Source organism: Microbacterium sp. VKM Ac-2923 (assembly GCF_022815605.1).
Taxonomy (GTDB): domain Bacteria; phylum Actinomycetota; class Actinomycetes; order Actinomycetales; family Microbacteriaceae; genus Microbacterium.
This window is the reverse complement of record NZ_JALGRP010000001.1, coordinates 564,142-587,669: the sequence shown is the minus strand read 5'-3', so window position 1 is coordinate 587,669 and position 23,528 is coordinate 564,142. Positions and strand designations below refer to the sequence as shown.

Genomic DNA, 23,528 nt, shown 5'->3' with positions numbered 1-23,528 from the left:
CCGCGCAGCCGGAGCCGACCTCTCAGGCGCGGCGGCGTCGCCGCACTCCCCGATCCTCGGACAGGCCCGCGGCGGCGAGGACGACGATCGTGGCCAGGGCTGCGAGGAAGGTCCCGAGCACGACACGGCCGGTCACCCGCGCGATCCGCTTCGCGAGGTGCGCACGCCGAGAGGTCCCTGAGCTCGTCGAAGGGACCGGCGCCGACTCGCGCCCGGAGGCCACGACAGGCTCAGCCCCCTCCGCCGCAGAGGTCCCTGAGCTCGTCGAAGGGACCGGCGCCGACTCGCGCCCGGAGGCTTCGACAGGCTCAGCCCCCTCCGCCGCAGCACGCCCGGAGGCTTCGACAGGCTCAGCCCCCTCCGCTCGACCGCCGGCATCAGCCACCCCTGCCGTGGACGCAGCCGCGGTACCTCCTCGCGCCTCGCGCCACCGCTCCCACACGACCTCCGCCAGCCGCGGGTCCGCGCCGATCGGCTCCGAGGTCAGGTCGGCATCCGCCTTCTCGATCACGCGCGAGAAGTGCCCGGGGGCGAGCACGTAGCTCGCGGCGACCGTGCGGCGTCCCGCGGAACGCGCGGCGTTCACGGCATCCGGAATACGGGGCTCGGATGCCGCGGCGTACGCCGTCACGATGGGCCCCGCCACACCGGCATCCGTCATCAGCTCGGCCATGCGTTCCACATCGACGACGGCGCCCGGGCGCGTCGATCCCGCCGCGGCGAGCACGACCGTGTCGGACTCGTCGGCGCCGGTGGCGCGCACGCGGTCGGCGAGGATCTCGGCGAGCACCGGGTGGGGGCCCAGCGCGCGGGCGATCGGAAGCCCCCCGGCGGCCTCGACGAGGTCGACCTCGGTGTGGTAGCCGGTCGACAGCAGCAGCGGCACGATGACGATGTCGTCCGTGCGCTCGCGCGCCGCGGCGACCACGTCGGTGACGTAGGGCCCGTGCACATCCACGTATGCCTCGTGCACCTCGACGCCCTCGGGGGCGGTCTCGCGCAGCACCTTGAGCAGCGCGCGCACGACGACGCGCCCCTCTTCGAAGCGCGTGCCGTGGGCGCAGGCGATGAGCACCGCGGTCATGAGTCCTCCTCGTCGACGATGTCGAGCCGGTATCCGCGCTTGTAGACCGTGCGGATGAGGTCGATGCCGCCGAGCGCCTCACGGGTGCGGGCGACGGCCACCTCGACCGCGTGCCCGCTGGCCTCGGCGCTCGACAGGGCGGCCACCAGGTCGGTGCGCGAGACGACCGCACCGGGCTGACGGGCCAGGGCTCGCAGGATCTCGACGCCCGTCCGCGGCAGGGCGGTGAAGGCGCCGTCGAGGACGATCCCGGCGGAACGGATGCCGAGACGGCCGGCCGTCGTGGGGATCGCGGGCGCGTCGGGCCCGCCGTAGTGCGTGACGACCGCGCGGACGAGCGCGCCGAGGCGCCCGCGGTCGGGCACGAGCGGCACGATTCCAGCGTCGAGCAGGGGGCCGGCGGTGATGGGGCCGACCGCAGCCACGAGCACCCGACCGTCTCGGGCACGGGATGCCACTCCCTCGAGTGCGTCGGCCCGCTCGGCGGCGAGGATCCATTCGCGGGCCGCGGGAGCCGAGGTGAACAGCACGGCGTCGACCTCGCCGCGCGAGACCTGGCGGGTGGACGCGGCGACGACCTCGGGGTCGGGCGGTGGTCCCCACCGGTAGATGGTGAGGCTCGTCACGCGCGCGCCGGCCGCCTCGAACGCCTCGTCGAGACCGTCGGCGCCCGAACCGTGGTGCTGTACGGCGACATGGAGCCCCTCGATCCCCTCGGCGACGAGGAAATCGCGCAGCTCCGCCGCCGTCTCGCTCTCGGCCACCCAGTCGGCCTCGAACCCCGCCTGCTGGATCGCCCCGCGCGCCTTGGGACCGCGCGCGACGATGCGCGCCCGCTCCAGCACGGAGCTGAGCTCGTCATGCAGGCCCGCCTCGTCGGCGGTCTCCATCCAGCCGCGGAATCCGACGCCGGTGGTGGCCACGACCACGTCGGGCGGGTCGGCGACGAGTTGGCGGGTCTGGGCGATGAGCTCGTCGTCGTCGACGTGCGGGATGATCGTCAGCGCCGGGGCGACGCGCACGCGCGCACCGTGACGCTCGAGGGCCGCCGACAGCTCCCCCGACCGCCGGTCGACGGGAAGCAGCACGGTGCACCCCTGGAGCACCGTGCTGATCGTCCGGACGGGAGCGGTCACCCGATCCCCTCGCCCCGCAGTGCGGGTACCGGCAGCAGGAGGTCGGCGCGGGCGACCTCGCCGAACACGAGCACCGCGGGGTTGGCCAGGCGGTGGGTCTCGGCATCCTGGATCGCCGTTCCGAGAGTCGTGCGGATGGTGCGCTGGGCGGGGGTGTGGCCGTTCTCGACGAAGGCGACCGGGCGCGTGTCGGGCGCCCCCGCGGCGCGGGCGGCCGCGACGAATCGGGGCAGCGCGCTCACACCCATCAGCGCGACCACCGTGGCGGTGTCGTCGCGAAGGGCGGCGAGGGTGGCCTCGCTCGGCGTTTCCTGACCGTTCACAACGTGCAGAGTACCGGCCACGCCTCGGTGCGTGACGGGGACACCCGCGGCCGACGGCACCGCGATGGCGCTCGAGATGCCGGGGACGACCTCGACGGGGATGCCGGCGGCCCGGCACGCGAGGACCTCTTCGCCGCCGCGGCCGTACACGAAGGGGTCGCCGCCCTTCAGACGCACGACCCGCAGGCCCTTCGCGGCGCGGTCGACGATGATCTCGTTGATCTCGTCCTGCGGCACGGGGTGGTGCTGAGGCCGCTTGCCGACGTCGATCAATTCGACGTCGTCGCCGAGTTCGGCGAGGACGCCGGTGGGTCCGAGGCGGTCGTGAACGACGACGTCGGCCTCGGCGAGCAGGGCGCGGGCGCGCACGGTCAGCAGGTCGACCGGACCTGGGCCGCCGCCGACGAGCGCGACACCCCCCACGGGTGTGCGCCGTCGGCGGCGGAGCGGAAGGGCGCCTTCGGCGAGGCGCGCGGCGATGGCGTCGCGCACGGCGACGCTCCGGCGCGGGTCGGCGCCGGCCGTGGAGACGACGCCGACCATGACGTCGCCGCTGGTGGTCTCAGCGGCCAGGCGGGCGGTGCCCTTGCCGCCGTGCCCGGCATTGACGCACCACACGCGCCGCGCCTCGGCGGCGTCGACCACGAGGGCGTCGATGGATGCCGACCCCGTCGCGGTGTGGCAGAACCAGGCGTCGTCCAGATCGGACGCCTCGAACGGGCGGGCGAGCCATTCGATGTCGCCGGCCGCGGCGAGTGCCGTGAGAGCGACGGTGGCCGCGGGCGCGATGACGCGCACGCGCGCGCCGGCGGCGCGGAGCCGCTCGATGCGGCGTTCGGCGACGCGGCCCGCGCCCACGCAAACGACGAGGCGGTCGGTGAGGTCGAGTCCTGCGAGGGCGATCATCGGGGGTCTCCTTCTGCGGCGATCTTGACCACGACGATGCCGTCGTCGACAGCCACCGGATAGACGCCGAGCGACTGCGGCTCCTTGCCCTGCGTGTCGAGGCATGCGCCGGTGCGCAGGTCGAACACCTGCTTGTACATGGGGGATGCCACGGTGGGCACGCCCTGACGATCGCCGACGATTCCCCGCGACATGATGGCCGCTCCGCTGAACGGGTCGATCTGGTCGGTGGCGTACAGGCGCCCGTCGAACGTGCGGAACAGGGCGATCTGCCGGTCGCCGAGAAGGGCGGCAGCCCCGCGCTCGACGAGAAGGTCGTCGACGCGGCAGACGCGGACCCAGCCCGCGGCGGGGGTGGGCGAAGCCGCCGGGCTCGCTTCGGGGGCCGGTCCGGCGGCGGACGCGGGGGCCGACTCGGCGCCGGACGTGGGCACCGTCGCGGCCGACGGCGAAGACAGGGTGGTGGAGTCAGGTGTCATGGCATCCGTCCTCGTGGCATCCACGATCGTCATGAGCGCACCGCCAGCGTCGTGCCGCCGATGAACACGGCACCGGAGGTGCGCTCCTCGGCGGTGGCGGGGCGGGCCTGGCCGCGCTCGGCGACGTACGCGAGCGAGGGGTCGGCGACCTCGGGGGCGTTGACGAAGCTCTCGAAACGCTTGAGCTTGTCGGGGTCGGCGAGGGTGGCCGCCCACTCGTCCTCGTACGCGTCGATGTGGGAGGCCATGGCGCGGTCGAGGTCCTCGGCGATGCCGAGCGTGTCGTCGAAGACGACCCCCTTCAGCGCGTCGAGGCCGCCCTCGTAGTCCTGCATCCAGGGAGCTGTGCGCTGCAGTCGGTCGGCGGTGCGGATGTAGAACATCAGGAACCGGTCGATCGCCCGCAACAGCCCGTCGTCGTCGAGCCCCTCGGCGAACAGCACCGCGTGACGCGGGGTGAAGCCGCCGTTGCCGCCGACGTACATGTTCCAGCCGGCCTCGGTCGCGATGATCCCGACGTCCTTGCCGCGGGCCTCGGCGCACTCGCGCGCGCAGCCCGAGACGCCGAACTTGATCTTGTGCGGCGAGCGCAGGCCGCGGTAGCGCAGTTCGAGCTGCACGGCCATGCCCACCGAGTCCTGCACGCCATAGCGGCACCAGGTCGAGCCGACGCACGACTTCACCGTGCGCAGCGACTTGCCGTACGCGTGTCCCGACTCGAAGCCGGCGTCGACCAGGCGCTTCCAGATATCGGGCAGCTGGTCGAGGCGGGCACCGAATAGGTCGATGCGCTGGCCGCCGGTGATCTTCGTGTAGAGCCCGAAGTCGCGCGCGACCTCGCCGATCACGACGAGCCCCTCGGGAGTGATCTCGCCGCCCGCGATGCGCGGCACCACGCTGTAGCTGCCGTCGCGCTGGATGTTGGCCATGACGTGGTCGTTGGTGTCCTGCATCGTCGCGAGCTCGCCGTCGAGCACGTGCCCCGAGTACAGGCTCGCCAGGATGCTCGCGAGCGCCGGCTTGCAGATGTCGCAGCCGCGGCCGGTGCCGAAGCGCTCGACGATCGAGGTGAACGTCTTCAGTTCCGACACGCGCACGGCGTCGAAGAGCTGCGCGCGGGTGAACGCGAAGTGCTCGCACAGGCCGTTCGACACTTCCTTTCCGGATGCCGCCAGCTCGGTCGCCACGAGCTTCTTCACGAGCGTGAAGCACGAGCCGCACGCCGCTCCCGCCTTCGTGCACGCCTTGACCTCGGTGGCATCCGCACAGTTGTGCTCGGTGACGGCGTCCCGAACGGTGCCCGCGGTCACACCGTTGCACGAGCAGATGATGGCGTCGGCCGGCAGGTCGCCCTGCGGGGCCGGCGCGAGGTCGGAGGGCATGAGGTACGCAGCCGGATCGCCGCCGAGGGCGCGACCGACGAGGGGGCGGAGCGAGGTGTACGCCGACGCGTCGCCGACCAGGATGCCGCCCAGCAGGGTCTGCGCGTCGTCGCTGAGCACGAGCTTCTTATAGACACCCGACACCGGATCGGCGTAGGTGACGTCGAGCGCGTTCGGCGTCTCGGCGAACGCGTCGCCGAAGCTGGCGACCTCGACGCCCGAGAGCTTGAGCTTGGCCGAGGTGTCGAAGCCGGGGAACGACGCCTCGCCGCCCAGCAGGCGGGTCGCGGCGACCTCGGCCATCGCGTAGCCCGGGGCGACGAGACCGATGCACTGGCCGTCGAAGTTCGCGACCTCGCCGATCGCGAGGATGGAGGGGTCGGAGGTGTCGCACCCCTCGTCGATCACGACGCCGCCGCGGGCGTCGACGGCGAGCTCCGCGGTGCGGGCCAGTTCGTCGCGCGGGCGCACACCGACCGTGAACACGACGATGTCGACGGCCTCCCACGTGCCGTCGCGCAGTTCGATGCCGCACACGGCGCCGGAGATGTCGGCATCCACCCGGGTCGTCACCGACAACGTGCGCACCTCGATGCCGCGGGATTCGATCAGGCGCTGCAACGCCTTCGCGCCGCCCAGGTCGAGCTGGGCCGACATGAGCCGCTCGTTCGACTGCAGCACGAACGGCGAGACGCCCTCGGCCTGCAGGGCCCCCGCGGCTTCGAGGCCGAGCAGGCCCCCACCGACGACGGCGCCGCGCAGGGGACGACCCAGCTGCGCGGTGCGCTTCGCGACCCAGTCGCGCATGCCGGCGACGTCGTCGAGCGTGCGGTAGACGAAGCAGCCCTGGTGGTCGAACCCGTCGAGGGCGAGGCGGGCGGCGTACGAGCCCGTGGCAAGCACGAGGCGGTCGTAGAAGTGCGTGGAGCCGCCGGCGGTGGTGACGGTGCGGGCTGCGCGGTCGATCTTGGTGACGCGGGCGTCGGTCTCGACGCGCACCCGCTCGTGGTCGAGCACGGCGGGATCGAGGGCGAGGTCGTCAGGAGTCTTGCCGGTGAAGTATCCGGTCAGGCCGACCCGGTCGTAGGGGGTTCGCTTCTCGTCCCCGAGCACCGTGACCGCCCAGCGTCCGTCGGCGTCGCGGCTGGTGAGGCTCTCGACGAAGCGATGCGCAACCATGCCCGCGCCGACGACGACGACGGAGCCGGATGACGCGGGGTGGAGCACGTCGTCACCGTACGCGGCGGACTTTGCGCGGCGGTCAGCGGCGTGTTTCGTACCGGTTGCGGGATTCGTGCGGGCCATGCCCCGACGCTAAGCAACGGAGGTTTCCCCCGCCGTCGCCACGGCGTTACCCCCGGCGAACGTTTCTCTCACGCGGCGGCGGGGTTCGTGTGAGGTTTGGGTCTCGGCATCCATGCCCGACTTCGGATGCCGCCGCCCGGCGGGGGTCCTGGTCGGCTTCGATGTCCACGACACCCGGACGAGGCCGCGAAACCTTCGGGTGTCGTTGACACTCGACCCGCGGAGGTGACGCCGGCGAGCCGAGCGTGCCCTACTCGACCGGCTCCAGCACGAACAGCTCGATGCGACGATCGGTCTTCTTCTGGTACTCGTCGTAGTCGGGCCAGACCTCGGTCGCGTAGCCCCACCACTCCTCGCGCTCGGCGCCCTCGGCCTGGTGCGCGTCGTATTCCTTTCTCACATCGCCGTCCTGCAGGGCGACGCGAGGGGTCTTCACGAGGTTGTAGAACCAGGCCGGGTGCTCGGGAGCCCCACCCTTGGATGCCACGACCGCGTAGCGCCCGTCGTGCTCGACGCGCATGAGGGCGGTCTTTCGCAGACCCCCCGTTTTGGCGCCGACGGTGGTGAGGACGATGATGGGAACCCCCCGCATGTCGGCGGACTCCTGGCCTCCCGAGGCCTCGAACGTCTCGGCCTGCTGGCTGGCCCACTCGCTGGTGCTGGGCAGATACTCTCCTGAGAGCGACATGTCTCCCACGATACGTCGGCGTCTTCCCCTCCGGTCTAGTCCCCTCCCCCTTTTTCTGGAGCCTTCATGAGCGCTTCCGCTCCCGAGACCACCGCCGCCCCCGCACCGAAGAACCGCCTCGATCGGTTCTTCGAGATCACCGCCCGCGGCTCCACCGTCGGCGCCGAAGTCCGCGGCGGCGTTGTGACGTTCGTCACGATGGCGTACATCGTCATCCTGAACCCGATCATCCTGTCGGGAACCCCCGACGTCGCGGGCAACGCCCTCGGCTTCCCGCAGGTCGCCGCCGTCACCGCTCTCACCGCGGGCGTCATGACGATGCTGTTCGGCCTCGTCACTCGCCTGCCGTTCGCCTTCGCGGCGGGCCTGGGGATCAACTCGTTCCTGGCCGTCGGCATCGTCGGCGGGGTCACGTGGCCCGAGGCGATGGGCCTCGTCGTCATCAACGGCCTCATCATCGTGCTGCTGGCGGTCACGGGACTTCGCCGCATGATCTTCGAGGCGGTACCGCTCGCGCTGAAGACGGCGATCACCGTCGGCATCGGCCTGTTCATCGCCTTCATCGGTTTCGTCGACAGTGGTCTGGTGACCGCGACCGGTCTCAACTCTCCCCCGGTCGGCCTCGGCGTGGGCGGATCGATCACGACGATCCCGACCGCCCTGTTCGTGCTGACCCTCGTCATCACCGCCGTGCTGATGGTGCGCAAGGTCAAGGCCGCACTGCTGATCGGCCTCGTGTCGGGCACCGTGATCGCCGTGATCGTCGAGGCCGTCGCGCACCTCGGTTCGCGCGCCGACGGCAACCCCGGCGGCTGGGGCCTGAGCGTGCCCACTCTGCCGTCGCAGCTGGTGAGCCTGCCCGACCTGTCGCTGGTCGGCCAGGTCGACCTGGTCGGCTCGTTCGGCCGCATCGGCATCCTCGCCGCTCTCATGCTCGTCTTCACGCTGGTGTTCACGAACTTCTTCGACGCGATGGGCACGATGACCGGCCTCTCTCGCGAGGCGGGTCTCGCCGCCCCCGACGGCACGTTCCCGCGCCTGCGCTCGGCGCTGGTGATCGAGGGCATCGGCGCCGTCGCCGGCGGTGCCACCTCGTCCTCGTCGAACACCGTGTTCATCGAGTCGGGCTCCGGCATCGGCGAGGGAGCCCGCACGGGCCTCGCGAACGTCGTCACCGGCGGCCTGTTCTTGCTCGCGATGTTCTTCACGCCGCTGACGAGTATCGTGCCCACCGAGATCGCAGCCGCCGCCCTGGTCATCGTCGGAGCGCTGATGATGGGGCAGATCCGCCACGTCGACCTCAGCGACCTGTCGGTGCTGATCCCGGTCTTCCTCACCGTGACCGTCATGCCCCTCACCTACTCGATCGCCAACGGCATCGGTGCGGGGTTCGTCAGCTGGGTGCTCATCCAGGCTCTGTCTGGTCGGGCGCGCCGCATCAGCCCGCTGCTGTGGATCGTCGCCGCCGGCTTCGTCGTCTTCTTCGCCCGCGGTCCCGTCGAGGCGCTGCTCGGCTGAGCCCGGGGCCCCTTTCCGGTCGCTGCCGCGGCGCCGCGGCCCCTCCCACGGCCACCGTCGAGATCACCTCCGATCGCCGAGATGACCCGCGTTCGCCGCGAACCGCGGGTCATCTCGCGAACGTCCCGTCATCTCGACGCGACCTGCCACCCGCCCCGGACACCGGCCGCCCGCGCCGCACCCCGGAGGATGAGAAGACGGCAGGATGCCGCGGCATCCGGGAGGCATCCGCGCGGCGCCGCGCCGGCAGTCGGGCGAGTGCCCCGCGGGGATGGGCAGCGCCGATGACGCGGCGCCTGATGGATAAGAACACCGTGAGAGGTCTCTCATGTTTGCGCTAACGCGGCCATCCGGACCTACCGTCGTCACACCGATGCAACGACCGCATCCGTCGCTTCGAAGGAGAAGACCCATGCAGAAGACGAACCTGTCCCCCCGTCGTCATCGCACCGTCCTGGCCGCCGCACTCGCGGTGGCGGGGATCCTCGGAACGGGAGCACTCGCCGCCCCACCCGCCATCGCTGCTCAGGGTGAGATCACCTACACGCTGCATCAGAACGCAACGCCATCGGCCGATGAGCAAGACGCGTACGGCCGCATCACCGCAGCGATGAACGCGGCTGTCGGCCGCTACAACAACCTCTCCGACCTCACCAAGAACATCAACGCCTACTACGCCCCCGGCGTGCCCACCGCGGAAGCGAACATCAACGGCGACGTGCGCTTCGGCGCGAACCGCTCATTCATGAACGAGCGCACCGCGCTGCACGAGATCTCGCACACGATCGGCGTCGGTCAAAGCGGCGGGTTCTTCAACCTGTGCGGCTCCGGCACCTGGACCGGGCCCCAGGCGAACGCGCTGATCAAGAGTTGGGACGGCCCGAACGCCACCATCTCGTGCGGTGGCGGGCACTTCTGGCCCTACGGCCTGAACTACGACAACGAGTGGTCGGAGCTCAACGCCGACCGCCACGTCAACCTCGTCGAGGCGATGGTCGCCGACGGCATGTGACGGTGAAGCGATGGGGGCTGAATGCCACGGCATCCGGCACCCATCGTCGTGACGGCGTCTCGCCCGGAGGTGTCCTCCGGCAGCCGCCCGCACACCTGCCGACCGCGCTCGACCGGACACGCGAAAGGGCGCGATGCCCGGGAGACGGGCCATCGCGGGTGCTGCGGAACCCGCGTCCGCTCGTCGAGGCCGCACCGTTTCGTCGAGGACGCACCCGTTCGGCGCCGATCAGGTGCGTCCTCGACGAACCACTGCGTCCTCGCGGAGTCGGACAGCGTCCCGGGTCCCGTCCGGCGGCCGACCCCACCCGCCGGCTCGACCAGCGCCGCCCGGGTCCACCGCCCGCGGGAACGCGAACGGGCCCGGATGCCATGGCATCCGGGCCCGTTCGTGACGAAGCGTCAGAGAGCTTCGATGATCTCGCGCATCAGCGACGCGGTCTCGGACGGCGTCTTGCCGACCTTGACGCCGGCGGCCTCGAGGGCCTCCTTCTTCGCCTGAGCCGTGCCCGCCGAGCCGGACACGATGGCGCCGGCGTGGCCCATGGTCTTGCCCTCGGGAGCGGTGAAGCCGGCGACGTAGCCGACGACCGGCTTGGTGACGTTCGCCTTGATGAAGTCGGCGGCGCGCTCTTCGGCGTCTCCACCGATCTCACCGATCATGACGATGGCCTTGGTCTCGGGGTCGGCCTCGAACGAGGCGAGGGCGTCGATGTGCGTGGTGCCGATGACCGGGTCGCCGCCGATGCCGATGGCGGTCGAGAAGCCGAGGTCGCGCAGCTCGAACATCATCTGGTAGGTCAGGGTGCCCGACTTCGACACGAGGCCGATCGGACCCTTGCCGGTGATGTTGGCGGGCGTGATGCCCACGAGCGCCTCACCGGGCGTGATGATGCCGGGGCAGTTGGGGCCGATGATCCGGGTCTTCTCGCCCTTCGACTTGGAGTACGCCCACGCTTCGGCGGTGTCACCGACGGGCACGCCCTCGGTGATTACGACGAGGAGGGGGATCTCGGCGTCGATGGCCTCGACCATCGCGTCCTTCGTGAAGGCCGGGGGCACGAACGCGATCGACACGTCGGCGCCGGTCTCGCGGATGGCCTCTTCGACCGAGGCGTAGACGGGCAGCTCGACGTCGTTGCCCGACGCGTCCTTGTGCGAGACGGTGGTGCCGGCCTTGCGCGCGTTCACGCCGCCGACGACCTGGGTGCCGGCCTTGAGCATGAGGGCGGTGTGCTTGGTGCCCTCGCCGCCGGTGATGCCCTGGACGATGACCTTGGAGTCCTTGTTGAGGTAGATCGACATGGTTCTGTTTCCCTATCCCTTACGCGTTGGCCAGTTCGGCGGCCTTGTCGGCGCCCTCGTCCATACCGGCGGCGAGGGTGACGAGCGGGTGGTTGGCGGCGGCGAGGATCTCGCGACCCTCTTCGACCTGGTTGCCGTCGAGGCGCACGACGAGGGGCTTCGTCGCGGTGTCCCCGAGGATCTCGAGGGCCTTCACGATGCCCTCGGCCACGGCGACGCACGAGGTGATGCCGCCGAAGACGTTGACGAAGACGCTCTTGACCTGCTCGTCACCGAGGATGACGTCGAGACCGGCGGCCATGACGGTGGCCGAGGCGCCGCCGCCGATGTCGAGGAAGTTGGCGGGCTTGACGCCGTTGTGCTTCTCGCCCGCGTAGGCGACGACGTCGAGGGTCGACATGACCAGGCCCGCGCCGTTGCCGATGATGCCGACCTGGCCGTCGAGCTTGACGTAGTTGAGGTCGTGCTGCTTGGCCTTGGCCTCGAGCGGGTCGGCCGCGTCCTTGTCTTCCAGCGCCTCGTGGTCGGGGTGACGGAAGCCGGCGTTCTCGTCGATCGAGACCTTGCCGTCGAGGGCGATGATGTCGCCGTCTTCGCTCTGGATGAGGGGGTTCACCTCGACGAGCGTGGCGTCTTCCCCCTTGTAGACGTTGAAGAGCTTGACGAACACGTCGGCGACCTTGGGGGCCGTCTCATCGTCGAACTTCGCGGCCTTGGCGATCTCGAGCGCCTTCTCGGGCGTGATGCCCTCGATCGGGTCGACCTCGATGCGCGCGAGCGCCTCGGGACGCTCGACGGCGAGCTCTTCGATCTCCATGCCGCCCTCGACGCTCGAGAGCGAGAGGTAGGAGCGGTTGGCGCGGTCGAGCAGCACCGAGAAGTAGAACTCCTTGGCGATGCGGGCGCCGGCGGCGACCATGACGCGCTTGACGACGTGGCCCTTGATGTCGAGGCCGAGGATGGCCTGAGCCGCCTCGAAGGCCTCGTCGGGCGTCTTCGCGACCTTCACGCCGCCGGCCTTGCCGCGGCCTCCGGTCTTGACCTGAGCCTTGACGACGACCACGCCGCCGATCTTCTCGGCGGCCGCCTTCGCCTCCTCAGGGGTGTCGGCGATGATGCCGGCGAGTACCGGCACCTCGTACTTTTCGAACAGGTCTCGTGCCTGGTACTCGTAGAGATCCACGGACAATCCTTCGCTGGGCGATCGGTGGTGGGAGGAGGCGAACTCTCTCGATATCAAGAGATATTCACCAATCGACAACCCTACCCGACCGGGCTGAAATCCCCGGACCCTCCCCCCTGCGAACGGAGGGATGCCACGTCTCCGCGCCCACGCGTGCGCCGCATCCGGGTAGGAGCTAGCCTCTCCCCATCCGACGATGGGAGCCACCGTGCACGCTGCCTTTTTCTCGCGCACGGGCGACCCGTCGGTCATCGAATGGGGCGAGCTGCCCGATCCCGCACCGGGTCCCGGGCAGGTGCGGGTGCGTCCGCAGGCGGTGGCGGTGGATGCCGTGGACACGCTGGTGCGCTCCGGCCGCTGGACCACTCCGCTGGCGTTTCCCGTGGCTGTGGGCCGTGATCTCGTCGGCGTGGTCGACGAGGTCGGCCCGGGGGTGGACGACCTCTCCCCCGGCGACCGTGTCTGGACGAGTTCGGCGGGCTATGCCGGACGCGCCGGCGCGACCGCCGAGCTCGCCGTCGTCGACCGCGACCGGCTGTACGGCGTTCCGGATGCCGCCGACCCCGTCGCCTTCGTCGCCTCGCTGCACCCGGCGACCACCGCCGTCGCGGCGCTGCACCTGCGCGCGGGAGTGCAGCCCGGTGAGACGCTCGTCGTCGTGGGAGCGAACGGCGCGGTCGGCGCAGCGCTGGTGCAGGAGGGTGCGGCATCCGGCGCCGATGTGGTCGCGGTCGTCCGCGACCCCCGCGCGGCGGCGACGCTCGGCGGGTGGGGTGCGGAGGTCGTGATCGCCGACGCCGGCTCCGCGGCCGAGGCTGTGGCGGGGCGCCGGCCGGATGGCATCCAGGTCTTCATCGACACCACCGGGCGCGCGGACACGGCGTCCGCGGTCGCGCATCTGGCCCCGCGAGGACGCGTGATCGTGCTGGCCGGGCGCACGACAGCCGAAATCGACCTGTGGGCGCTGCAGGTACGCGAACTTCGCGTCGAGGGGTTCATCCTGAGCGCGCTCGATGCCCGCGAGCTGCGTGAGGTGGCCGGCCGGGTGAACGCCCGGTGGGAGGCGGGCCGTCGTCTGACCGCGCACGTCGGGGAGGTGTTCGGATTCGCGGGTGCCGTTGATGCGCACCGGCGCATGGAGGCGGGCGACCTGCCTCGCACCGACGACGGCTTCGTCGGACGCCTCGTGCTCGTGCCGGACGCTACTTCTTCGGTCGCACCACGAACCACGCGATGACGGCGCCCAGGATGCCGAGCATCAAGCCGATGGAGATGCCGAAGCCCACGCCGATCGCCGGTACGAGCAGGCCGAGCACGGGGCCCGCGATCATTCCGACGACGACTCCGATGATGATGTAGCGCGTCAGTCCCGCGTCCGCTGCACCGCCATACTCGACTGCTACCGGTCCGCGAGCACGCATCAGGGCCCCGTGCCCTCGCCCGGAGCCCTGATATCGAAAACGCCGCTACTTCTGGGCAGCGACACGCTTCTTGATGCTCACGTACCACGCAGCCAACAGGGCGGCCACGAGCAGCTGCACGAAGAACACGGTCACATACTGGCCGGTCAGACCTCCGATGAACAGGCCGAGACCGATGCTCAGAATGGCGACCACAGTCACGGTGACGACGTGTGTGCGGAAGGGATCCCCACGGCGCATGACCTTCTCCTCTCGTTAGTTGCAGTCTGCACCGTTGTGCAGGAAGGGGTTCCAGCCGAACACCGCCGTGCCCGGAGCGCCCCAGAACGACAGTCCGACGCACGGGCCGTTGTCCTTGGCGTAAACCGCAGTGGCACCGATTGCCGCCGCAGCGATCGAGCACGCGGCGACGCCGACGGGTCCGCCGACACCACATGCCGCGGTGGCGCCGCCGAGAGCCACGATCCCAGAGCTGGCGATGGTCTCCGTCTCGTGACGGTTGAACAGGATCGATTTCCAACCGATGCCGCTGTCCAGGCGCGGGTCCGCAACGATCGGATACGCGTAGTCGCCGCGGGTATGGTCGACGACCTGGACGAGCTTGTTGCCGTCCAGCTCATAGTGGGTCGGAACAGCCGTGCCTCGAGCGTCCACAGCCCACGGTGCCTCCGCGCGAAGGAGTACCTCGCCAGACGTTGCGATCACCAGCGCCGAACCGTCGTCTGCCACCGCGACGGTGGAGCCGTCGGTGCTGGCGATGTCGTACGCGTACGACGTGGGGGCCTCAGTCGACGACAGCGTCGTCAGCAGCTGAGCTCCGGAGTCCGTCGGCACGACGGTGTTGGCGACAGAGGTCGCCGAGGGGTAGGTGATCGCTCCCGTATCGAGCACGACCGCGCCGCCGGCGTCGGCGGCACGCGGCAGCTGCACGGAGATCGTCGTGTCGTTCAACCCGATGTCAACGCCGTCGACGGCGTTGCGGGGTACGGAGACGGTCACGGAGCCGCTGCTGACAGCTGCGTCTTCGGCAGTGGCCGCTGCGGCCGTTGGAACTGCGACCTTGGAAGCAGCGGCGCCCGAGAGCGCGTCGGCGACGCTCGTGGCCGACATTTCGGCTCCGGTTTCGGCGGCTGTCGCGGGCGAGGCCGCGGTCAATGATGCCAGCGGGATCGTGATGGCGGCGGCTACTGCGGCTGCAATTGACCAGCTGCGACGACCTTCTGTCATCCTCGAATCTCGCATGTAGTTTCCTCTCGTTCGTTGCTGAATGGCCCTTTCACTCTTGCCGGCCGGAAGGAGAAGGTTCGAGTCTTGTCGGGCGATACCCAGGCCGTTCTCACAATCGTTTAATCTTTGTCCGCCATTCGGGGGACAGCTATTTGACGGGTGTCACGGCAACCGGTAACGTCCACGATTCCGAAGACACCGACGGCGGGAACAGACGCAGGTCGAAGGCGTTCGGCCTGTATGAGACCCCCTGTGCGCTCGGGCCGCTGGAGCACTCCGCTGACGTTTCCCATGGCGGTGGGGTGCGATCTCGTCGGCATCGTCGACGCCATCGGCCCGGGCGTAAGCGGACTGTATGAAGGCGACCACGTCTGGACGCGTTCGGCGGGCTACGGCGGACGCCCCGGCGCGACCGCCGAGCTCGTCGTCGTTGACCGCGACCGGCTGTACGGGCTTCCAGACGCCGCAGACCCCGTCTCCTTCGTCACCTCGCTGCACCTGGCGACCACCGCCATCACCGCGCTCCATCTGCGCGCGGGAGTGCAGCCCGGCGAAACGCTCGTCGTCGTGGGCGCCAAGGGCGCGGCCGGCGGAGCGCTCGTGCAAGAGGGCGTGGCATCCGTAGCCAAGGTCGCCCCGTGCTCGTGCTCGTGCTCGTGCTCGTGCGCGTGCGCGTGCGCGCGCCCGACGCTACTTCTTCGGTCGCATCGCCAACCACGCGATGACAGCGCCGAGGATGCCGACGAACAGCCCGATCGAGATGCCGAAGCCGACCCCGATCGAGGGCACGAGCATTCCGAGCACCGGACCCGCGATCATGCCGACGACCACTCCGATGATGATGTAGCGCGTCAGTCCCGCGTCTGCTGCTGCGTTTTCACCCGCTGCTTTTTCGCCCATGCGGCGACCGTAGCGAGGGGGTGCGGTCAGGTGCCAGACCTTGACGGGGACGGCCGGGGCCCGCATCGGTACGCTCGATCGCACCGTTGTCTCGCGAAAGGCGCGCGCATGCCCTCGGCCGTCAGGCTCATCCGCTCCCCCGCCCTCGCCGACGCCGCGGAGTACGCGTACGCCGCCACCGCCCCGGCCGGCGCGCGCCTCATCTTCCTCGCCGGTTCGTGCCCGCTGGATGCCAACGGGTCCACGGTCGGGGTTGGTGACTATGCCGCGCAGGCTGCGCAATGCATCGCGAACATGCGCACGGCGCTCGCCGAGGCGGGCGCCGAGATCACCGATGTGCTCAGCACGCGCGTGCTCGTCGCCTCGTCGAAGCAGGCCGACCTCGTCGCGGCCTGGGGCACCGTGCGCGACGCCTTCGGCACTCACGACGTTCCGAGCACCTTGCTCGGCGTCACCGTGCTCGGCTACGACGACCAGCTCGTCGAGGTCGAGGCGGTCGCCGCGGTCGTGGAGCCTTGACGCGGGCGTGGGTGGACTGAGCCTCAGCGGATCCGACGAGCGAGTTGGACGGCGCCGAGGGCAGCGAATACGACGGACACCGCCGCCAGAATCCCGACGGCGAAGGCGGACGTGACCGCGAAGTCACCGACCTTCGCAGAGATGCCGTAGAAGGTGCGAACGGCATCGGCGGCTTGCCCCTGGCTACCGGCGAGGGCGTCCAGCGCCTGAGCGGTCATCGGCTGGCGCATCAACATCGCCGATTGCGCGAAGGGCAGCGCGTTCATCACGTTCACGATCCCCTCCGGAAGCGTTCCGACCGGGATGTAGGCGCCGGCCAGGAAGCCGATGACGCTCCCCACCACGGTGGAGAGTTCTGCGAATGCCCCGGAGCTGCGGAGGAAGGTGACGATGAAGCTCGATATCGCCGCGAACGCCAAGCTGGACAGGATGACGTATCCGAGCGTCACCCCTGCGTGAGACAGCGTCATCACCGCGTTGCCTTGCGTAAGCAGGTACACCTGACCCACCGCGACGATGATCAGCATCACGGCGAGGGAGATGAGGAAGCTCGACAGCAGGTAGCCAAGGATGAGCTCGTGCCGGCGGAGGGGCGACACGATGAAGTCACCGGAGCGTCCACTCGCGCGATCGTCCACGAACACCGTCATCGCCCCGAGCGCCGTCGTCAGCGTCATCATCATCGTGATGCCCGCGAACACCCAGGCGTTCACGAACGCGTGGATATCACCCGAGACGGCATCCGGGAAAGCGTCGGTGAGGTTCTCGACCTGAAGATCACCGAGGAAGAGTGCGTAGAGCGCGATGAGGATGAGAGCCGACAGCAGGGAGAAGAAGACACCCGCACGATCCCGGAAGAGCAGGCGCAGATTCCGTCCGACGAGGAGAGAGACGGACCTCACGCTGATCGACCCCCTGTCACGTTGAGGAAGACGTCGTCCATGGTTCCGTGGCGGAACTCGAAATCGGTGATCTGAGGCGAGACGAGGACAGACCTGGCTTGCTCGATGCTCTCGACGGAAATCCGGACGACGTCTCCGATCTGCTCCGCCGGGAGTCCCCGCGTACGGCGCTCCGCGAGGAAAGCCGCCACGTCGGGAACCCGGACGGTGAGAACGCTGCTGCTGTGAATCGATCGAAGGTGAGCCGGGGTGCCCTCGGCCACGATCTCGCCCCGATCGATGATGCATACCTGGTCGGCTCTCTCGGTCTCTTCCATGTAGTGCGTCGTCAGGAAGACGGTCATCGCGTGATCTTCTTGCAGCTGTGCGATGGCGGACCGGATCTGCTCACGCGACTGCGGATCCAACCCCACCGTCGGTTCGTCGAGGAACACGGCACGTGGACGATGGATGATCGCACGCGCGATGTCGGCGCGGCGCTTCTGACCGCCGGAGAGGAGCCCGTAGCGACGGTCCAGAACGTCTCCGAATCCGACCAGCTCGGAAAGTTCCGCGATCCGGTGGGCGGCGTCGCGTCGACGGAACCCGTAGAACCCGTCGCGAACAGCGAGGTTCTCCCGAACCGAGAGCAGGGGGTCGAGCAGGGATTGCTGGAAGACGACCCCGATCACCTGACGTACCGCATCCGACTCGTCCACCACGTCGAGCCCCTGCACGCGAATCGTTCCCGACGTGGGACGCAGGGTCGTCGGGCCGGGGTCGCCCCGTTTCGCATGGATCGAGCAAAGTGACACCGTTCATCGCGCGACGCGAACTTCAGGGCACCACGACGAACCGCTCGAGCACGACGAGGGTGTCGTCATTGACCTCGAAGTCCTCCCCCAGTTCGTCGCGCATCTCGTCAGACGTCCAGAACCGCACGTGGCCTCGACGCCAGTCCGCGACGGACTCGTACCCCTCCCCTTCGGCGAGGGCGTGAGCGAGCGGCACATCCCGCAGCGCGACGACGTCGACGTCCAGGGTCTCGATGACAACGACCGGCTTACCCTGCGAATCGACGACCGCGCCCGCGTCACCGACCGAGGGAAGCGGATCCTCGGCGACCTCGTATTCGCGCACGAGCGAGCTCGTCGTCGTCTTCGCCCCTGATCGAATCGCGGCGACGAGCCGATCGCGCAGCGGCCCCGGGAATGCGAACTCGACCAGCGGCAGACCGTCGCGCATCAGATCCACCCCCGCTCCCGCGCGTGGATCGTCGCCTGCTGCCGACTCGCGAGCCCCAGCTTGCCGAGCACCGACGACACGTGGTTGCGCACCGTGCCCGCGGAGAGGTGGAGGGATGCCGCGATCTCGGCCACCGTCTCACCGCGCGATCCCGCTCGCAGCACGTCCAGCTCCCGATCGGTGAGGGGGCTCCGTTCATCGCTCAGGGCGTCAGCGGCGACCTCGGGGTCGACGTAGCGGCGGCCCGCCGCGACTTCGCGGATCACCGCGGCCACGTCATCCGCCGGTCGCGACTTGGGCAGGAACCCGGCGACACCCGCGCCGAGCGCCCGCCGCAGGACGCCGGGCCGCGCGTGGCGCGTGACGATCACGCAGCGCGACGGGACGCGCCGCAGGATCCGCGCGGCGGTGTCGACGCCGTCGAGGCCGGGCATCTCGAGATCGAGCAGGCACACGTCGGGGCGCAGGCGCTCCGCCTCGGCGATGGCGCTCTCGCCGTCGCGGCACTCGGCGACGACCTCGAGGTCGACCTCCAGCCGCAGCAGAGCAGCGAGCGCCGTGCGGATCATGTCCTCGTCGTCGGCGATGAGCACGCGAATCACGCCGTCACCCCCTCGGGCACGCGCACGGTGACCCGGAACCGGTCGCCGAGCCGGGTGGCATCCACTGTTCCTCCGACGGCGCCGACGCGTTCGGCGATCCCCGACAGTCCGGCCCCGTCGCCGACCGGAGAGGCTGCGGGGCGCGAGTCGTTCTCGACGACGAGCACCCATGCCCCTTCGTGTCGGGCGAGTGAGAGGGATGCCGAGACCCCGCCGCCGTGCTTGAGCACGTTGGTCGTGGACTCGCGCACGACGGGACCGAGCACGTCGGCGGGTGCGTGAGAGGCCTCGATGTCGACGAGGAGGTCGACCGTGAGTCCGGCGGCGCGCAGCAGGTCGGCGGCGTTGGCGAGTTCGTCGGGCAGGGGCACGCCGCGGAATCGCGCGGCGAGGTCGCGGGTGCCGCGGCGCGCTTCGTCGACGCTCGCCCGCGCCGCGCGCACCTGTTCGGCCGCGGCATCCGGGTCGCGCGCCATCATCTTCTGGGCGAGCTCCAATTGCAGCGCGATGACCTGCAGGTGATGGCCCTGCAGGTCGTGCAGGTCGCCCGCAAGACGCAGGCGCTCCTGGGCGGCGGCGAGGCGCCCCTCGGCACGGCGGGCGCGGTCGAGCTCGCGCACGATGTCCCACCACCACAACGATGTCGCCGACAGGGGCGGGAGCATCGCGACGAACAGCGGCAGGGCGAAGCCGCTGACGGCATACCCGTCGGGCTGGAGGCGAGCGGCATCCACGGACCACACCGCGACGATCATGATGAACAGCAGAGCGACCAGCCGGAGCCGGATGCCGTGCCGCCACCGCACGAGGCACAGAGCCTGCGCGGCGAACCCGACGCCCACCAGCAGCGAAGCCGTCGAAACGCCCATCAGCGCCGCCGACACCACACCCAGCAGGACGAGCGGCCAAACGGGCCGACGGCCGGTGTCCTCTCCGTCGTCGACGGGCTCCCGGCGGTAGTGCACCAACAGCAGGACCGCGGATGCCACCGAGCCGACGGCGCCGACGAGGTTGAGGACGATCTCGATCGTCGTGCCCTCGAGCACGACCACGAACGACCAGATGAAGACGGCGAAGACGTGGAGGAACACGATCGACGATGCCGTGTACCACCAGGTCACGCGCACATCGCGGGCATAGGTCGCGGTGGAGGTGCTCACGCCCGCCACTGTACGGCCGTGACATTCGTCATGGGCGGGCACCCGAGCCGCCGTGCAGAACTCGGCCGTAGAGGAGCATGTCGCGGCGCCTGTCGCCGATGCGGTGATAGCTGCGCAGCAGCCCTTCGCGGTCGTATCCGGCGCGTTCGGCGGTGCGGATGGACGGCGCGTTCCACGGCTCGATGTAGAGCCCGATGCGGAACAGGCCGGGCACCGTCGCGCCGAAGACGGTCAGCGCGATGAGCGCGTCGGCCGCGAACCCCCGGCCCCGAGCGGACGGAGCGACGACGTACCCCGCCGTGGCACGGCCCGCACCGAGTTCGGCGGTCCACAGACCGCAGTGTCCGACGGCGGCCCCGGTCGCGGCATCCGCCATCGTGAACGAGAAGCCGGCTCCCTCGCCGTGACGGCCGCGCTGCTGAGCGATCCACCCGCGCGCGTGCTGCTCGGTGGCGTCGGCGGGAAGGGTGCCCGTCTGCGCGATGTACGGGTCGGTCGCCAGCTCGCGCACCATGTCGAGGTCGCTGTCGACCACCTCCCGCAGCAGGATGCCGCCGTGCGCGGGCGGGGCGACGGGCCAGGGCGGGAGGGGCGTCGGCGGCATGGGTCCATCCTGCCCGCGCCGCGGGTCAGTCCCTCCGATCGACGCCGCGGGGATCGTCGGGCAGGTCGATCGGCGCGCGGTCCCAGAACTCGCTCGTCTCGGTCGAGCGGTCGAGTGGCGCGGCATCCATCGACCGCGGCGGCGTCCACCCGTAGGCCGCGGACTGCGCCGCGCCGGCGCCCATGACCGGGCCGAGGGCGGAGCGCACGGCGTCCCCGCGACGACCAGCACGGCGGCGGAACAGCGCGATCGACAGGCGGACCAGGATGCCGATCGCGAGGACGGCGAAGAAGAAGTACTGCAACGCGGCGAAGAGAGGGGGCATGACGTGTCCTCCTTGCGCCGCAACCGTTGCGGGTGACCGACGCTACCCGGCGTGTCACTCGGGCGGAAGCACCGTTCCAGATCGGGCTACGCCCCCTGGCTCCGGTGATGGCGGGAGGAGGGTCGGGGAGCGGAGGACGTATCCGCCCTCGGCGTTCCTCCCGTCGCCGGATCTCCTCCCCTCCGCCCCCGCCGTGACATTCGTCACGGGTGCGCCGTCGTATCCTCCCGCGCGGTCGTGACACCGCGACACTGCCGGCGCGCGACCGGAATCGGTGGAATGGGATCACCGCGGAACACGCCGCACATCACCCCCCAGGAGCAGTCATGTCGAACCCCCTCAGTGATCTCGTCCTCGGCTTCCAGGGCCTCGTGGCCGACGTGCCCGACCTCGTGCAGCCGGTCATCGTCGCCCTCGCCGGCGCCGTGCCGTTCATCGAAGGCGAGGGCGCCGCCGCCATCGGCATCATCGGCGGCATCAACCCTGTCGTCGCCGCCATCGCCGGCGCGATCGGCAACCTCATCTGCGTCGCGATCGTCGTGCTCGTGACCTTCCGCGTCCGCACCGCCGTGACCACGCGCCGCGGCAGCGTGGAGAAGCCCACGACCTCGCGCCGTCAGAAGTTCGAGAAGGCCTACCACCGTTACGGCACCCCCGGTGTGAGCCTGCTCGGCCCGCTGCTGCTGCCCACCCAGTTCACCGCCGCCGCCCTCACCTCGACCGGCGTGCCGCCGGTGCGCGTGATCGCGTGGCAGGCCGCCGCGATCGTACTGTGGACGACCGTCATCACGCTCATCATCGTCGGCGTCATCCGGTTCGCGGTCTGACCGCCGGGCGCCCGAGACGGTCCCGCAGAGGTCAGGTCCGCCGACTGTTCAGTCGGGCTCTGCTGTCGAATCCGAGTCCCGGCGGAAGACGACTCGCGCAAGCAGCGCGGCTCCGCCGAGTGCACACAGCCACGCGATCCCCCAGCCGACGAAGCCGAGCAACGGGTTCGGATCGATCCATGCCTGAACCGCGCTGGTCCCCTTCAGCAGCATCCAGGCGAGGAAGACACCGACGAGAACGATGCCGCCGACAGCGAGTCCGAGCCTCTTTCCCATGCCTCGAGGGTATCGGGACCGTTGCAGCTGGCTGTGGGAAGCATGTCGCAGCCCCGGACCCGGGCCGGACTTCGAGGGCTCCCACGCATAGCGCTTTCATAGCTCCTCTTGGCTCCGGGTAGGGCGGGCTTAGGCCGCGGGGAGGGCTCGGCACCTTTCCTGGTGCCATGGACCCCGCAGATCTCACCCCCGACACCGCCCCCGACGGTGCCCCGACCCCGGCCTTCCGCCGCGGTCGGGCGACGCCGTCCGCCGCTCCTCGGCGAAAGACGTCTCGCGTCGCCCGCCGGGCCCTCCTCGCCGGTGGTCTCGTCGTCCTGCTCACCGCGGGCGGCTCAGCCGCATGGGCGGCGAACCGCTTCCTCATCCCCCACGTCGAGGTCACCGACGTCGCGGCCTACGAGGCGGAGCACTCCACGGCGGCGTCCAGCACCCCCACGGCGGAGGCCACCGCCACGGCGACTACGGCCGCGACCACCCTCACCGACACGAGCTTCAGCGACGGGTCCACCTCGGTCACCGTGTCGACGGTCACCACCGACACGCTCACGTACTACGTGGCCGACGTCGTTCTGGGAGACGCCACCGACCTGCGCTCCGCCTTCGCCAACAACCAGTTCGGCGAGAACATCACGCAGACCACCAGCGAGATCGCCGCGGCCAACGACGCGGTGTTCGCGATCAACGGCGACTACTACGGCTTCCGCTCGACGGGCATCGAGATCCGCAACGGCGTCGTGTACCGCGACGAGGGCGCTCGTCAGGGACTCGCGTTCTACACCGACGGTCACGTCGAGGTCTACGACGAGACGACGACCACGGCCGCCGAGCTGCTGGCATCCGGGGTCTGGAACACGCTCAGCTTCGGCCCCGCGATCGTTGAGGGCGGCCAGGTCGTCGACGGCATCGACAGCGTCGAGGTCGACACGAACGTCGGCAACCACTCGATCCAGGGCGACCAGCCGCGCACCGCCGTCGGCGTGATCGACGACAACCACCTCGTCTTCGTCGTCGTCGACGGCCGGCAGGAGGGCTACAGCGAGGGCGTGACGCTGCCCGGGCTCGCCGACATCCTGCTCTCGCTGGGCGCGACGACCGCCTACAACCTCGACGGCGGCGGCTCGTCGACCATGTACTTCAACGGGCAGGTGATCAACTCGCCCTCCAACGGCGGCGAGCGCGGCACCAGCGACATCCTCTATGTGGCGGGCTGAGCGGTGT

The 23,528-nt window shown here is 70.2% G+C and carries 26 protein-coding genes and 1 pseudogene; 7 read left to right on the top strand and 20 right to left on the bottom strand.

Annotation, left to right across the window (positions count from 1 at the left end; genetic code table 11):
- Positions 1 to 22: 22 nt before the first annotated feature.
- The 6 genes from MT347_RS02735 to MT347_RS02710 form a co-directional block, all read right to left on the bottom strand.
- Positions 23 to 1,084, bottom strand: a complete 1,062-nt coding sequence (locus tag MT347_RS02735) for a sirohydrochlorin chelatase (protein WP_243497872.1) — start codon at positions 1,082 to 1,084, stop codon at positions 23 to 25.
- Positions 1,081 to 2,220 (bottom strand): uroporphyrinogen-III synthase, encoded by a 1,140-nt coding sequence (locus MT347_RS02730; RefSeq protein WP_243497871.1) that lies wholly within the window; start codon positions 2,218 to 2,220, stop codon positions 1,081 to 1,083. The genes MT347_RS02735 and MT347_RS02730 overlap by 4 nt, the downstream gene beginning before the upstream one ends.
- Positions 2,217 to 3,449, bottom strand: coding sequence for a uroporphyrinogen-III C-methyltransferase (gene cobA, locus MT347_RS02725; protein WP_243497869.1), 1,233 nt, complete (start codon positions 3,447 to 3,449; stop codon positions 2,217 to 2,219). The genes MT347_RS02730 and cobA overlap by 4 nt, the downstream gene beginning before the upstream one ends.
- On the bottom strand, positions 3,446 to 3,961 hold the full coding sequence (nirD, locus tag MT347_RS02720; protein WP_374206476.1) for a nitrite reductase small subunit NirD: 516 nt from the start codon (positions 3,959 to 3,961) through the stop codon (positions 3,446 to 3,448). Before nirD ends, cobA begins: the two co-directional genes overlap by 4 nt.
- A complete protein-coding gene (nirB, locus tag MT347_RS02715; protein ID WP_279390917.1) occupies positions 3,958 to 6,615 on the bottom strand; it encodes a nitrite reductase large subunit NirB in 2,658 nt (885 codons plus the stop codon). The genes nirD and nirB overlap by 4 nt, the downstream gene beginning before the upstream one ends.
- Before the next feature lie 250 nt (positions 6,616 to 6,865).
- Complete coding sequence (locus MT347_RS02710) at positions 6,866 to 7,303, bottom strand: nitroreductase family deazaflavin-dependent oxidoreductase (protein WP_243497867.1); 438 nt, start codon at positions 7,301 to 7,303, stop codon at positions 6,866 to 6,868.
- A 66-nt stretch (positions 7,304 to 7,369) separates the two neighbouring features.
- On the opposite strand from MT347_RS02710, the gene MT347_RS02705 reads away from it, so the two are divergent.
- Together MT347_RS02705 and MT347_RS02700 are read left to right on the top strand one after the other, a co-directional pair.
- Positions 7,370 to 8,821, top strand: a complete 1,452-nt coding sequence (locus MT347_RS02705) for an NCS2 family permease (RefSeq protein ID WP_243497866.1) — start codon at positions 7,370 to 7,372, stop codon at positions 8,819 to 8,821.
- A 412-nt stretch (positions 8,822 to 9,233) separates the two neighbouring features.
- Entirely contained in the window at positions 9,234 to 9,833 is a 600-nt protein-coding gene (locus tag MT347_RS02700; protein ID WP_243497865.1) for a hypothetical protein, read from the top strand.
- Between the two features lie 401 nt (positions 9,834 to 10,234).
- On the opposite strand, the gene sucD is transcribed toward MT347_RS02700, so the two are convergent.
- Together sucD and sucC are read right to left on the bottom strand one after the other, a co-directional pair.
- On the bottom strand, positions 10,235 to 11,137 hold the full coding sequence (gene sucD, locus MT347_RS02695; RefSeq protein WP_243497864.1) for a succinate--CoA ligase subunit alpha: 903 nt from the start codon (positions 11,135 to 11,137) through the stop codon (positions 10,235 to 10,237).
- A 19-nt stretch (positions 11,138 to 11,156) separates the two neighbouring features.
- Complete coding sequence (gene sucC / locus MT347_RS02690; protein WP_243497862.1) at positions 11,157 to 12,320, bottom strand: ADP-forming succinate--CoA ligase subunit beta; 1,164 nt, start codon at positions 12,318 to 12,320, stop codon at positions 11,157 to 11,159.
- A 208-nt stretch (positions 12,321 to 12,528) separates the two neighbouring features.
- Between sucC and MT347_RS02685 the strand changes: the two genes are divergently transcribed.
- A complete protein-coding gene (locus MT347_RS02685) occupies positions 12,529 to 13,557 on the top strand; it encodes an alcohol dehydrogenase catalytic domain-containing protein (RefSeq protein ID WP_243497856.1) in 1,029 nt (342 codons plus the stop codon).
- Here the strand turns inward: MT347_RS02685 and MT347_RS02680 are convergent.
- From MT347_RS02680 to MT347_RS02670, 3 genes are read right to left on the bottom strand one after another with little or no spacing between them, the layout of a single operon-like run.
- A complete protein-coding gene (locus MT347_RS02680; protein ID WP_243497854.1) occupies positions 13,523 to 13,741 on the bottom strand; it encodes a hypothetical protein in 219 nt (72 codons plus the stop codon). The genes MT347_RS02685 and MT347_RS02680 overlap by 35 nt on opposite strands.
- A 45-nt stretch (positions 13,742 to 13,786) precedes the next feature.
- Positions 13,787 to 13,981 (bottom strand): hypothetical protein, encoded by a 195-nt coding sequence (locus MT347_RS02675; RefSeq protein ID WP_243497853.1) that lies wholly within the window; start codon positions 13,979 to 13,981, stop codon positions 13,787 to 13,789.
- Between the two features lie 15 nt (positions 13,982 to 13,996).
- Positions 13,997 to 14,968 carry a hypothetical protein gene (locus MT347_RS02670; RefSeq protein ID WP_243497852.1) on the bottom strand — a complete coding sequence of 324 codons (972 nt, stop codon included), beginning with the start codon at positions 14,966 to 14,968 and terminating at the stop codon, positions 13,997 to 13,999.
- Between the two features lie 240 nt (positions 14,969 to 15,208).
- Between MT347_RS02670 and MT347_RS18530 the strand changes: the two are divergent.
- A pseudogene (locus MT347_RS18530) lies at positions 15,209 to 15,418 on the top strand (alcohol dehydrogenase catalytic domain-containing protein); the annotation flags it as partial.
- A gap of 240 nt (positions 15,419 to 15,658) precedes the next feature.
- Here the strand turns inward: MT347_RS18530 and MT347_RS02665 are convergent.
- Positions 15,659 to 15,868 (bottom strand): hypothetical protein, encoded by a 210-nt coding sequence (locus MT347_RS02665; protein WP_243497851.1) that lies wholly within the window; start codon positions 15,866 to 15,868, stop codon positions 15,659 to 15,661.
- A gap of 108 nt (positions 15,869 to 15,976) precedes the next feature.
- Here MT347_RS02665 and MT347_RS02660 point away from each other — a divergent pair, with 108 nt between their 5' ends.
- Positions 15,977 to 16,387: a RidA family protein gene (locus tag MT347_RS02660; protein ID WP_243497850.1), complete on the top strand. Its 411-nt coding sequence runs from the start codon at positions 15,977 to 15,979 to the stop codon at positions 16,385 to 16,387.
- Positions 16,388 to 16,410: 23 nt separating this feature from the next.
- Here MT347_RS02660 and MT347_RS02655 read toward each other — a convergent pair whose 3' ends face one another.
- Genes MT347_RS02655 through MT347_RS02625 form a run of 7 tightly spaced genes read right to left on the bottom strand, consistent with a single transcriptional unit; the run spans position 16,411 to position 21,204 of the window.
- On the bottom strand, positions 16,411 to 17,289 hold the full coding sequence (locus MT347_RS02655; RefSeq protein WP_243497849.1) for an ABC transporter permease: 879 nt from the start codon (positions 17,287 to 17,289) through the stop codon (positions 16,411 to 16,413).
- Positions 17,286 to 18,083, bottom strand: coding sequence for an ATP-binding cassette domain-containing protein (locus MT347_RS18340; protein ID WP_308194197.1), 798 nt, complete (start codon positions 18,081 to 18,083; stop codon positions 17,286 to 17,288). Before MT347_RS18340 ends, MT347_RS02655 begins: the two co-directional genes overlap by 4 nt.
- A 22-nt stretch (positions 18,084 to 18,105) precedes the next feature.
- Complete coding sequence (locus MT347_RS02645) at positions 18,106 to 18,513, bottom strand: ASCH domain-containing protein (RefSeq protein WP_243497844.1); 408 nt, start codon at positions 18,511 to 18,513, stop codon at positions 18,106 to 18,108.
- Positions 18,513 to 19,115 (bottom strand): DNA-binding response regulator, encoded by a 603-nt coding sequence (locus MT347_RS02640; protein ID WP_243497843.1) that lies wholly within the window; start codon positions 19,113 to 19,115, stop codon positions 18,513 to 18,515. The genes MT347_RS02645 and MT347_RS02640 overlap by 1 nt, the downstream gene beginning before the upstream one ends.
- On the bottom strand, positions 19,112 to 20,275 hold the full coding sequence (locus MT347_RS18335) for a sensor histidine kinase (RefSeq protein WP_243497841.1): 1,164 nt from the start codon (positions 20,273 to 20,275) through the stop codon (positions 19,112 to 19,114). Before MT347_RS18335 ends, MT347_RS02640 begins: the two co-directional genes overlap by 4 nt.
- Positions 20,276 to 20,303: 28 nt before the next feature.
- On the bottom strand, positions 20,304 to 20,879 hold the full coding sequence (locus MT347_RS02630) for a GNAT family N-acetyltransferase (protein WP_243497839.1): 576 nt from the start codon (positions 20,877 to 20,879) through the stop codon (positions 20,304 to 20,306).
- A 25-nt stretch (positions 20,880 to 20,904) separates the two neighbouring features.
- Positions 20,905 to 21,204 (bottom strand): hypothetical protein, encoded by a 300-nt coding sequence (locus MT347_RS02625; protein WP_243497837.1) that lies wholly within the window; start codon positions 21,202 to 21,204, stop codon positions 20,905 to 20,907.
- A 326-nt stretch (positions 21,205 to 21,530) separates the two neighbouring features.
- Here MT347_RS02625 and MT347_RS02620 point away from each other — a divergent pair, with 326 nt between their 5' ends.
- On the top strand, positions 21,531 to 22,031 hold the full coding sequence (locus MT347_RS02620; protein ID WP_243497835.1) for a small multidrug efflux protein: 501 nt from the start codon (positions 21,531 to 21,533) through the stop codon (positions 22,029 to 22,031).
- 48 nt (positions 22,032 to 22,079) lie between these two features.
- On the opposite strand, the gene MT347_RS02615 is transcribed toward MT347_RS02620, so the two are convergent.
- Entirely contained in the window at positions 22,080 to 22,307 is a 228-nt protein-coding gene (locus tag MT347_RS02615) for a hypothetical protein (protein WP_243497834.1), read from the bottom strand.
- Between the two features lie 167 nt (positions 22,308 to 22,474).
- Here MT347_RS02615 and MT347_RS02610 point away from each other — a divergent pair, with 167 nt between their 5' ends.
- Positions 22,475 to 23,521, top strand: a complete 1,047-nt coding sequence (locus tag MT347_RS02610; RefSeq protein ID WP_243497832.1) for a phosphodiester glycosidase family protein — start codon at positions 22,475 to 22,477, stop codon at positions 23,519 to 23,521.
- Positions 23,522 to 23,528 lie beyond the last annotated feature (7 nt).